Source organism: Cryobacterium sp. TMT3-29-2, assembly GCF_004564305.1.
In the GTDB taxonomy this organism is placed as follows: Bacteria; Actinomycetota; Actinomycetes; order Actinomycetales; family Microbacteriaceae; genus Cryobacterium; species Cryobacterium sinapicolor.
In genome coordinates this window covers 1-9,734 of the sequence record NZ_SOGK01000042.1, presented here as the reverse complement: position 1 = coordinate 9,734, position 9,734 = coordinate 1, and the positions used below count along the sequence as shown (strand labels likewise).

13 protein-coding genes are annotated in these 9,734 nt (G+C 70.2%); 10 read left to right on the top strand and 3 right to left on the bottom strand.

What is annotated here, in order from left to right:
- Positions 1-101: 101 nt before the first annotated feature.
- Complete coding sequence (locus tag E3O67_RS05700; protein WP_167726497.1) at positions 102-1,862, bottom strand: TPM domain-containing protein; 1,761 nt, start codon at positions 1,860-1,862, stop codon at positions 102-104.
- Between the two features lie 195 nt (positions 1,863-2,057).
- Here E3O67_RS05700 and E3O67_RS05695 point away from each other — a divergent pair, with 195 nt between their 5' ends.
- The 8 genes from E3O67_RS05695 (at position 2,058) to E3O67_RS05660 (ending at position 7,955) form a co-directional block, all read left to right on the top strand.
- Complete coding sequence (locus E3O67_RS05695; protein WP_241979328.1) at positions 2,058-2,825, top strand: gamma-glutamyl-gamma-aminobutyrate hydrolase family protein; 768 nt, start codon at positions 2,058-2,060, stop codon at positions 2,823-2,825.
- Between the two features lie 149 nt (positions 2,826-2,974).
- Positions 2,975-3,574 carry an aldo/keto reductase gene (locus E3O67_RS05690; RefSeq protein WP_134431775.1) on the top strand — a complete coding sequence of 200 codons (600 nt, stop codon included), beginning with the start codon at positions 2,975-2,977 and terminating at the stop codon, positions 3,572-3,574.
- Between the two features lie 34 nt (positions 3,575-3,608).
- Entirely contained in the window at positions 3,609-4,181 is a 573-nt protein-coding gene (locus E3O67_RS05685) for a GNAT family N-acetyltransferase (RefSeq protein WP_134431773.1), read from the top strand.
- A gap of 76 nt (positions 4,182-4,257) precedes the next feature.
- Positions 4,258-5,589: a M20/M25/M40 family metallo-hydrolase gene (locus tag E3O67_RS05680; protein WP_134431770.1), complete on the top strand. Its 1,332-nt coding sequence runs from the start codon at positions 4,258-4,260 to the stop codon at positions 5,587-5,589.
- A gap of 24 nt (positions 5,590-5,613) precedes the next feature.
- Positions 5,614-6,075 carry a DUF1294 domain-containing protein gene (locus tag E3O67_RS05675; protein ID WP_134431767.1) on the top strand — a complete coding sequence of 154 codons (462 nt, stop codon included), beginning with the start codon at positions 5,614-5,616 and terminating at the stop codon, positions 6,073-6,075.
- Positions 6,076-6,221: 146 nt separating this feature from the next.
- Positions 6,222-6,347, top strand: a complete 126-nt coding sequence (locus E3O67_RS17610; protein WP_255575520.1) for a hypothetical protein — start codon at positions 6,222-6,224, stop codon at positions 6,345-6,347.
- A gap of 259 nt (positions 6,348-6,606) precedes the next feature.
- Positions 6,607-7,017: a DUF2809 domain-containing protein gene (locus tag E3O67_RS05665; RefSeq protein ID WP_135102207.1), complete on the top strand. Its 411-nt coding sequence runs from the start codon at positions 6,607-6,609 to the stop codon at positions 7,015-7,017.
- A gap of 233 nt (positions 7,018-7,250) precedes the next feature.
- On the top strand, positions 7,251-7,955 hold the full coding sequence (locus tag E3O67_RS05660) for an alpha/beta fold hydrolase (RefSeq protein WP_135102205.1): 705 nt from the start codon (positions 7,251-7,253) through the stop codon (positions 7,953-7,955).
- A gap of 91 nt (positions 7,956-8,046) precedes the next feature.
- On the opposite strand, the gene E3O67_RS05655 is transcribed toward E3O67_RS05660, so the two are convergent.
- Positions 8,047-8,232 (bottom strand): hypothetical protein, encoded by a 186-nt coding sequence (locus E3O67_RS05655; protein ID WP_134431758.1) that lies wholly within the window; start codon positions 8,230-8,232, stop codon positions 8,047-8,049.
- Between the two features lie 307 nt (positions 8,233-8,539).
- Here E3O67_RS05655 and E3O67_RS16850 point away from each other — a divergent pair, with 307 nt between their 5' ends.
- Positions 8,540-8,698 (top strand): hypothetical protein, encoded by a 159-nt coding sequence (locus tag E3O67_RS16850; RefSeq protein ID WP_167726495.1) that lies wholly within the window; start codon positions 8,540-8,542, stop codon positions 8,696-8,698.
- Between the two features lie 95 nt (positions 8,699-8,793).
- Here the strand turns inward: E3O67_RS16850 and E3O67_RS05650 are convergent, their stop codons facing one another.
- Entirely contained in the window at positions 8,794-9,114 is a 321-nt protein-coding gene (locus E3O67_RS05650; protein WP_135102204.1) for a GYD domain-containing protein, read from the bottom strand.
- A gap of 340 nt (positions 9,115-9,454) precedes the next feature.
- Here E3O67_RS05650 and E3O67_RS05645 point away from each other — a divergent pair.
- On the top strand, positions 9,455-9,734 hold a 280-nt coding region (locus tag E3O67_RS05645), incomplete at its 3' end, for a hypothetical protein (RefSeq protein ID WP_135102203.1).

The window sequence follows — 9,734 nt, the reverse complement described above, 5'->3', positions numbered from 1 at the left end:
CCTGCACCAGACCCTCGGCTACTCAACACCCACCGAACGACTCATCAAACTCACACTCGCCGCCTAAAATGAAACCGAGGACCCCGTCCGAAAAGACCGGGTCACCCCACGGCATCCGGGTCGGTTGCGGCCAGTGATTCCGCTTCCACGAGAACCCGTCCGGCTTCGGCGAGCCGAGTGCGCGCCTCCGCGCCCACCGCACCGCGGCGGGCGGTGATGAAGTCCTCCGCGGCCGACACCTGCCCGCGCGCGGCGAGCAGGTTCTGGTTCAGGGCGGCCCGGGCGCGCTGGGCCTGTGCCTCGGCGTTCCGCACCCCCTGCAGCGCGGCATCCAACTGGGTGTTGGTGGCGTCGAGAATCGCCGTCAGTTCGAGCGGGTTGATCCGGCCGGCTGCGGATTGGTCGCGCACGTGGGCCAGGGCCTGTTCGGTCTGCCCGATCACCTCCGGCAGGCCGGCGGAGGCCTCGGTCGACGCCGGCAGGCCGCGCGCGGTCACCAGATCGGTCTGCAACTCGGCGACCGTGGCCTTCAGGTGCCGGGTCGCAGCGGCGAGGTCGGTGCCCAGGCGGTCCACGGCGTCGAGGAGCAACCGCGCCTGGTCGACCGATTCCTCGGCGGCACGGATGTCCACGGCCGCGGCCGCCGTCTCGCCGGCACCCAGCCGGGTGGCCGCCCGGGCCAGGGCGGTGTCCGTGAAGGTGAGGCGCTCGCGGGCCTCGGCGGGATTGTCGGCGACCGTGCCGAGCGCCGCGTCGGTGTATCGGGCGGCCAGTGCCGCCAGGCCCTGCTCGCTGCCGGCGAGGCGCGCCCGCACGGCTTCGGCACCCTGGGACACGGCGGCGGCGACCTCCGGCGCGTTCTTCTCCAGCTGGCGCAGTTCGTCGAAGTCGTCGGCCTGCGCGTCGAGGGTGAGATTGGCCTGGCTGCAGAGGTCGATGATCGCCGCATACCAGGCACGTGCCTGCTCTTCGGAGTCGGGCTCGGCGTCGTCCAGCTTCTGCTGCAGGGTGAAGGCCTGGCTGAGCTGCTTCTTGGCTGTTTCGAGCGCGGCCCGGAAGGCGGTGGTAACCTCCGTGCCGTATTGGGCGACCGCGAAGCCGAGCTCCTGCTCGCTGGAACGGATCGCGTCGTCGGTCTGCACGAGGGTACTCGAGGCGCGCCGCTTGAGCTCGGGGGTTGGCAGGGCCTGCAGGCCGGTCGGCGCTTCCGTCCCGGCCGGGAGGGGGCGCTTGCGCCCGCGGCGGGCGAGCAGGACGACCGCGCCAACGGCCAGCAGCACCAGGACGGCGATGACCAGGAACACGACAACGAGCCCGGCGCCGCCGCCGCCGGGGCTTTCGTCTCCGGGGGTGACCTCGCCGGCCGCGACCGGCTCGCCCCGCAGAGCCGCGGAGAAACCGTCGGCTGCATTGATCGCGGCGCCTGCCCAGTCGTTCCGGCGCAGAGCCGGCTCGATGGCGACGGTCTCGATCTCCCGGAGCTGGGCATCCGTCAGGGCGAAGTCGGCGGCCACGGAGAGCTGGTACTGACGGTCATCCGTCGCCACGGCCAGCAACACGTCGTTGGTGCCGAAGCCGTTGTTGTCGGCCGTCTGGTCGGCCCACTGCTCGCGGTCTTCGACGCCCGTGAAACTGTCGACGTAGGCCACGTAGAGGTCCGCCCCGGTCGCGGAATAGAGTTCGTCGAACGCGGCGGTGACCTCGTCGGCGCGGTCGGTGACGGCGTCGACGGTGTCGACGATATGACTGGCGCCGAAGTCGACCGGGCTCTCCGCCCGGGCCGCCGTGGGGGGTCCGCTGCTGGACAACGCAAAGCTCAGAACCGCCGCAACCGCGACCGGAATCAACCACCGTGACCGCATGGACCCCATCCTCACACCAACCATCGACACTTCGGCGTTCCCAGGTCGAGCATAGAACGGCGACGCAGGCCCGTCCACCGCCGACGCGACGGTGGCACTGTTGCTCACTGTTACGGCCGGCTGGCGGGGCCGGACGGTTGTGCCCAGACTGGGTCACACCCCCAGTGCACGCACGCCGACCTCCGGAGGCCGACCATGACCCGTTCGTTCGCCATGACTCCGCGCCTCGCGGTCGTCGAGGTCACTCGGAACCGCCCCGACCGCCCCGAGTACCACGCGAAGGTGCAGCTGCTCAATGCCGCCGCGGCCGACGCCGGCACGCAGGGCGGCTGGCAGGTCACCCGGCTGGCGGCCGCCGAGCTCACGCCGGCCGAGCTGCTGGCAGCGACGGATGCCTGCGACGCCATCCTGATCATGGGTGGCGAAGACATCACCCCGCGGTTCTATGGCGGGGGCACCGGTTATCCGGGGGAGACCCACCACTTCGAGGTGGCCGACGCCGGCCAGATCGCCCTCGTGCGGCGGGCCCTCGACCGCGGCACCCCGCTGCTGGGCATCTGCCGCGGGCTGCAGATCATCAACGTCGCCCTCGGCGGCAGCATCGTGCAGCACATCGAGGACGGCATCCACCGCAACGTCGACGTGCCCATCGACCAGATCCTGCGAGAGCACCCCGTGCACCTTCTGCCCGGCAGCGCTCTGCGCCAGAGCCTCGGCCAGGCCGGCATTCAGGTGCAGAGCGCCCACCACCAGAGCGTCGGCCGGCTCGGCACCGGCCTGCTGCCGGCCGGGGTCGCCCCCGACGGACTGATAGAGGCCGTCGAGCACGAGTCTGCCCCGATCACGGGCGTACAGTGGCACCCCGAGGCGCCGGACTCCCCGGCCGAGCAGCTGCCCCTCCTACTGGCCGGCCTGCAGTCCCAGCTCGCCGAGGCGGGCGTCGTCGACCGGCTCGCCGCCTGACCCCACGCGCCTCCACAACGGGCGGCGGAGTGCTCGCGAGCCTGTTGATCGGCCCCGAACGGGAATTCGTTCGGCCGTGGGCCATTGGGGTGAGAGTGGGGCGCGCAGTCTTCGGCGTGCGCCTCGTCGACTCAAAGGAGCTTCACGATATGACCGCAGCACCGACGACATCCATTCCCCGCGTCGGGCTGAAAAACGGCGAGACGATCCCGCAGCTCGGGTTCGGTGTCTACCAGGTCGTGCCGGCCGACACCAGAAGGTCGACCCTCGCCGCCCTCGAGGTGGGCTACCGCCACATGCACGCCTCCGGGTGGGTCAAAACCATCGGCGTCTCCAACTTCCAACCGCACCACCTGCAGCGTCTCCTCGACGAGACCGGCACGGTGCCGGCCGTCAATCAGATCGAGGTGCACCCGTACCTCACCCAGGACGACGTCCGCGCCTTCAACACGCAGCACGGCATCGTGACCGAGGCGTGGTCGCCCATCGCGCAGGGCAAGGTGCTCGGTGACCCGGTGATCACCGCCATCGCCGCCCGCCTGGGCCGCTCGGTGGCACAGGTCACCCTGCGCTGGCACCTGCAGCGCGGCGACATCGTGTTCCCGAAGTCCGTCACCCGCAGCCGGGTCGAGGAGAACTTCGCTCTGTTCGACTTCGAGTTGACCACCGATGACCTGGCCGCGATCACGGCGCTGAACCGCAACGAACGCACCGGCCCCGACCCGGACGAATTCAACTGGATCCCCTGACCGGTCGCCGGGTCCTGGTCACTAGTCTGGACGGATGCCGCTCGAGATTCGCACCATCCGCCTCCTGCTCCGCCGTTGGCGCGAGGCTGACCTGGCGCCGTTTGCCGCGATGGGGGAGGACGCGGAGGTGATGCGGTATTTTCCGACACTGCTGACCCTGGTTGAGAGCGACGCTCTCGCCGCCCGGGCCGACCGGCTCTTCGACACGCACGGCTACGGGCTCTGGGCGCTCGAGAAACGGTCGACGGGGGACTTCATCGGTTTCACCGGGCTTGCGCCCCTGCCCGCGTTCATCCCCGGTCCCGGCGGGATCGAGGTCGGCTGGCGGCTGGCCCGTTCCGTCTGGGGGCAGGGCTACGCCACAGAAGCGGCCCGGGCTGCCCTCGACTTCGCGTTCGGGCGGCTCGAACTCGAGCAGGTGCACGCGATCACCGCGGTCATCAACGAACCGTCGCGAGCCGTGATGGAACGACTCGGGATGACCGCGACGGCCGAGTTCCAGCATCCGAAGATTCCCGTCGGCTCACCGCTCCGGGTGCACATCCGCTACTCGATTTCGCGCGCGGCCGCCGCCCAGGCGTCCGCCGCGGCCGATCTCACCCGGTAGAGTTCAGGCACTTTACAAAAGGACTGGCCGCCACCATGCAATCGACGCTCGCGCACCATCTCCGTCGGGCCCGCGCATGAGCGACCATGAGGCCCTCACCCGCCAGACGGTGGACCTGCTGCGCGACCTCATCCGCAACGCCTGCGTCAACGACGGCACCCCCGATTCCGGCGGCGAGATCCGCAGCGTGCGCACGCTCGAGGGGTTCTTCGCCGGCTCGGGCCTCGACCTCGAGGTCGTCGAACCGCATCCGGGGCGGGCCTCACTGATCGCGCGCATCCGGGGCACCGATCCCACGGCGCCCACCCTCGCCCTGGTCGGCCACCTCGATGTGGTGCCGGTCGACGGCGACGGCTGGACCCGCGACCCGTTCGGCGCCGAGATCGTCGACGGCGAGATCTGGGGGCGCGGCGCACTTGACATGCTCTACCTGACCGCCGCCTACGCGGTCGTCACCCGGGCCATCGCGACCGGACCGTTTCGGCCGCGCGGCGACCTGATCTTCGCCGCGGTCGCCGACGAGGAGGACGGCAGCCACTTCGGTGTGGAGTGGCTCACCGAGAACCGGCTCGACCTGATCGACGCCGACGCCGTGCTCACCGAATCCGGTGGAGCCATGGTCGGGCCGCGGCCTCTGATCTCCACGGCCGTCGGCGAGAAGGGCATTGCCGGGCGGCGCCTGTCCGTGCGCGGCACTCCCGGTCACGGGTCGGCCCCGTGGGGTGCGCGCAACGCCGCCGTGATCGCGGCGGATGCCGTGACGCGTTTGGCCCGCTACCGCGCCCCGGTGCAGATTACCGCCGACTGGCGCCGATACGTGCAGGCCCTCGAACTGGAATCCGGCCTGGCCGCGCGGCTGCTCGACCCGCACCGGATCGATGGCGCGCTGAACGAGTTGGGCAGCCTGGCCGGGTTCGCGCACGCCTCCACCCACACCACCATCTCGCCCAACATCGTGCGGGCCGGCGTCAAGGACAACGTCATCCCCGCGCTCGCCACGATCACCCTCGACATCCGGGTGCTGCCCGACCTGGCGGCCGGCGACGTCGACGCCTATCTGCGGGAGGCGCTCGGCGACTTGGCCGACGACGTCACGATCGAGGGCGACGGCTTCGCCGCCGCCACCCGCTCAGCCGTCGACACGCCGCTGTTCCACGCGCTCGGCACGGCCGTGCGCCGGGCCTACCCCGACGCCGACCTGCTCCCGGTGCTCAGCGTCGGCGGCTCCGACGCCAGGTTCTACCGCCGCCGCGGCATCCCCGCCTACGGTTTCGCGCTGCTCAGCCGGCACTGGGACTACGGCACCTTCCGGCAGTTGTTCCACGGCAACGACGAACGCATCGACATCGGCTCGATCGCGCTCACGGTCGCCGCCCTCGACACCGTCGTGCGCGACTTCCTCGACTGAGCCGCCGCAACCGATGAGACAGCGATGAGACAGACCAAACCAGGGAGGCAGCCCAGGCCCGGGAGACCGGCCCGACCCACGAGGCAGACCGGCACGCGGCGACGGAGGCCGACCCGCACCGGTTCGGGAGCCATCGCCTACCTCGCCATCGTCGCCTTCGTGTCGATCTACCTCGTCGTCGATGCCTACCGGCCGGTCTCGATCTGGGTGGCCGCGTACTATCTCGCCCTCAGCCTCGCCTGCTTCGTCGTCTACGCCGTGGACAAGTCCGCCGCGGTCGCCGCCCGCTGGCGGGTGCCGGAGAACACCCTGCTGTTGCTCGGGTTCGCCGGCGGCTGGCCGGGCGCGATCATGGCGCAGCAGGTGCTGCGGCATAAGACGAAGAAGGCCAGCTTTCGGCAGGCGTTCTGGGGCACGGTGGCCCTGAACGTGCTGGCCTTCTCGGTGATCTTCTCGCCGCTGCTACCGGGGATGCTGCCTGGGTGATCCGCGCCCCTGGGTGATCCGCGCGCCGTGGCGCCGACCTCCGCTACCTGGACGGCGCGCTCGTCGCCGAGGCCGAGGCACCCGTCACCGTCCCGTTCGCGCTGAACCCGGGAATCCTGACTTGCGGCGCCAACCCCGGCTCGCCCGTGACGCCGGAGTACACGAGCCCGTTCACGTTCACCGGCACGATCCAGGAGGTGACCGTGGACGTCAGCGGTGAACTCCAGGCTGACCCGGAGGCCGAGCTGCGGGCGCACATGGCGCGGCAATAGCCACCGGACTGGCGAACGAGTGAGGGACCCGAGGCGGGCTTGGACATCCGTCTCGGGTCCCGCACCTCTGCCCCGGGCAGCGGGACCGTGCCGCGACGAGGTCAAGGAAGGATTCGGAGTCGGCCTGATTCGGGCGGCGGCCGGCGTCGGTTGAGGGCCGTCCGACGGCGGCGTTCCACCGGATTGGGGTGCGGCGGATTCGTGTGGAACTCTGGTCCGACGGATGACGGATGCGGGGGAGTCGGATGAGGGGAGCCGGATGAGCGGGCGCCGGAGGGGCGAGCCCGGATCGGCGGTCGGGAAACGGTCACGCATCGGGATCGTTGTCGCCGGTGCCGTCGTGACGGTCGCCGGGCTCGTCGTGAGCACATCCGTTGCCGGAGCGGCCGGTGATGTCGGCGGTGGCATGCTTTACGCCGTGCTGGTCTATCTCGGGGTGCTGTTCGTCGCCCCGCGGAGTCGCCCGCTCGTCACCGCGGCCACGGCTTTCGGACTCTGCGCGCTGATCGAGTTCGCGCAGCTGACGGGTGCGCCGGCTGCGCTCGCCGAGTGGTTCCCACCGATTCGACTGGTGCTGGGCACCACCTTCGTCGCAACCGACCTGGTGGCCTACCTTTCCGGAGTGATCGCCGTTGGGGCAGTGGATGCCGCGGCCCGCCGGCGGCGCTGAAAACGCGCTCTGCTTCGCGGCGCGCTCCGCTTGCCGATGGCCTCAGCTATCCGGTGATCTCCGCCAGGCGTGCCCGCACGATCTGCTCGAGCACGTCGTCGGGCACTCCTCCATGGAATTCATGACCCAGAGTGTCGCACGGCGACCGATTCGGGGTTGAGCCTGCTCCAGCTCTATCGGGGTGCGCCGAGACGGCTGCTGTGCGCGGGATCGAGGCAGCCTATGCTCCCGGCATGGACATCATCCTCGTTCCCGGGTTCTGGTTGGACGCCTCGTCGTGGGCGGAGGTCACTCCGCCGCTGGTCGAAGCCGGGCATCGGGTGCATCCGCTCACCCTGCCCGGTTTGGAATCGGTCGGCGCGCCGCGGGCCGGCATCGGCCTCCGCGACCACATCGACGCGGTTGTGGCCGCGATCGACACCATCGACGGCCCGGTGGTGCTGGTCGGCCACTCCGGCGGCGGTGCCATCATTCACGGCGGCGTGGATGCGCGCCCGGACCAGGTGCTGCGCGCCGTCTACGTCGACAGCGGCCCGCTCGGAGCCGGTGCGGTCATCAACGACGGGCTGTCGGTCGAGGGCGACGACATCCCGCTGCCGCCGTGGGACGCCTTCGAGGCGGCTGAGCTCGTGGACCTGACCGACGACCTGCGGGCCGCGTTCCGGGCCCGCGCCGTTCCGGAACCGAGGCGTGTGGCTTCCGACCTGATGCAATTGCAGGATGAGCGCCGCTACGACGTTCCGGCGACGATCATTTCCTGCGAGATCTCGTCTTCGCTGGTCACCGAGTGGATCGCGGCCGGGCATCCGTTCGTGGCGGAGCTCGCCCGCCTCCACGACGTCGAATATGTGGACCTGCCGACCGGGCATTGGCCCCAGTTCACCCGGCCGGCCGAGCTCGGCGCCGCCATTCTGGCGGCCGTGCGGCGCACGGCCTGATCGGGCGCAGTGCGCGCCCGGGGCGAAAAGCCCGTCTCATCGAGCCGAATGTCCGCGCATTCTTGAGGCCGATCTCCCCGTGCTGGTGCTGTCAGCCGCCAGTCCAGGCGTCCACGCTGAGGTCGAACCCGGCGGTGCTGCAGGCCGCGCTGACACCAACCAGGGCCTGCCCCCACTCTGCGGACAGAGGATCGACCATTTTGTTGGCCGATGTCGGCAACATGCCCTGCAGCGCCTCCATCTGGTCCGCCACCGCGGAGCCGGGCACCGTGTCCACGCGGGCGCATAGGCGACCCGCACCGCCGCCAGGTAGGCCGGGTCACGCTGCGCCCTCGCGAAGGCTCTTTCGGAGCCCGTGTTTCGCACCAATGAGAGCCCCCGATCGGTGATTGGGCCAGCATGGCATAGCATCCAGGCTGCTTCCCGCGCCGCCTCGGCCGCCGCTGCGCTGGCCGTCGGCGTCGCGCGGGAGCTGCGCCACGCCATGCCCGGCGTGCCACGCGATCAGCGGCGCGCGAGGCGAACAAGGCGCGCGAGACGGATGCTGCGGCACCGGCCCCGCACGGATGCCTCAGACTGGGGAGATGGAAGACTTCGCCCTCGGCGGTGACGGCCCCGTGTGCCCGGCCTGCGGAGTCGAGATGACCGCAGACGGCGTGGAAACCGCCGAGGGACTCGAGTCCTGTCACCGGTGTCCGCGCTGCAACCTGGTCGTCGTCGTTCCGGGCCTCTGGGCCGAGTGAGCGTCAGTCGATGGGCGCCACTCCGGCCGGCGGCGTCACCGCGACCGAGCGTCCGGGGAGGCGCCCGGGGGGAGTGAGCCCCTGCCGCGGCCCGCCTACTGGCCGGGAGCCCGATACGCCGGTGTCTTTTTGGTGGCAGCGTCGAGATCCTCCACGCTCAGGAGCGGCTTCAGCCGCACGGTCACGGACCCGGTCGAATTGATCATCAGCGAGAGGGCCGCGGCGTCGGACGGCTCCGGAATCTCGATGATGCCCAGCACGTCGGTCTCGCCGAAGGCGTAATACAAACTTTCGACCGAGCCGCCCACTGATTTGAGGGCCGCGACCAGCGCCTCCCGACGGCTGGTGCCGCCCTCGCGCAGCAGGCCCTTGATGCCCTCGCCCACGTAGTTCGCTTCAAACAAGTACTTGCTCATGGTCATTCCCATCCTGTCCCGTGATGTTCAGGACGCGGGCATCCGGAGGAATGCCCGAGACCTGTGCGCGGTGACCTGCCGAGACGCGGCACCGTCGCTTGGTCCCCGAAGTGGGGCTGCGGATCATGCTAGGCCCGGCGATTCCCAGTGGCAACGGGGTGGCGGCCCGGTGGTCGAGCTCGTCGAGACCCGGTAGGCCGCCCTCGAGATGAGCGTACAAATCTTCGAATAAACTAGCCCAAGTATGTGAACAACTCTCGACTACGTGTGCCCATTAAGGTATCCTTGGAACATGATGAANACTCTCGACTACGTGTGCCCATTAAGGTATCCTTGGAACATGATGAACCTCGCGGAAGACCTCAGGCAGGCGGCCGAGGCTGTGGCCCTGTTGGGCTCTTCGAGTGCGGACTATGAGGCTCTGCCCGATGCCGCCCTGTTGGCTGGTCAGGGGCAGATCGTGTCGGCCCGCCGGTTGCTCGACACCCGCGCCGCGTGGATGGCGGGCACGATCGCCCGCCGGTCCCGGCCGGAGCTTGGGCACTCCGGGTTGGCGGCGCGGCAGGGGTTCCTGTCCCCGGAGGCTTTGATCCAGAAGTGGACCGGGTCCTCGAAGGGCG

Bases quoted from the DNA above. Each gene is read 5' to 3' on its own strand.
- E3O67_RS05675 (WP_134431767.1), top strand. From the start codon at position 5,614: ATGAGACAGACCAAACCAGGGAGGCAGCCCAGGCCCGGGAGACCGGCC.
- E3O67_RS05690 (WP_134431775.1), top strand. From the start codon at position 2,975: ATGACCGCAGCACCGACGACATCCATTCCCCGCGTCGGGCTGAAAAAC.
- E3O67_RS05695 (WP_241979328.1), top strand. From the start codon at position 2,058: ATGACCCGTTCGTTCGCCATGACTCCGCGCCTCGCGGTCGTCGAGGTC.
- E3O67_RS05700 (WP_167726497.1), bottom strand. From the start codon at position 1,862: ATGCGGTCACGGTGGTTGATTCCGGTCGCGGTTGCGGCGGTTCTGAGC.
- E3O67_RS16850 (WP_167726495.1), top strand. From the start codon at position 8,540: ATGGAAGACTTCGCCCTCGGCGGTGACGGCCCCGTGTGCCCGGCCTGC.
- E3O67_RS05650 (WP_135102204.1), bottom strand. From the start codon at position 9,114: ATGAGCAAGTACTTGTTTGAAGCGAACTACGTGGGCGAGGGCATCAAG.
- E3O67_RS05660 (WP_135102205.1), top strand. From the start codon at position 7,251: ATGGACATCATCCTCGTTCCCGGGTTCTGGTTGGACGCCTCGTCGTGG.
- E3O67_RS05685 (WP_134431773.1), top strand. From the start codon at position 3,609: ATGCCGCTCGAGATTCGCACCATCCGCCTCCTGCTCCGCCGTTGGCGC.
- E3O67_RS05680 (WP_134431770.1), top strand. From the start codon at position 4,258: ATGAGCGACCATGAGGCCCTCACCCGCCAGACGGTGGACCTGCTGCGC.
- E3O67_RS05665 (WP_135102207.1), top strand. From the start codon at position 6,607: ATGAGCGGGCGCCGGAGGGGCGAGCCCGGATCGGCGGTCGGGAAACGG.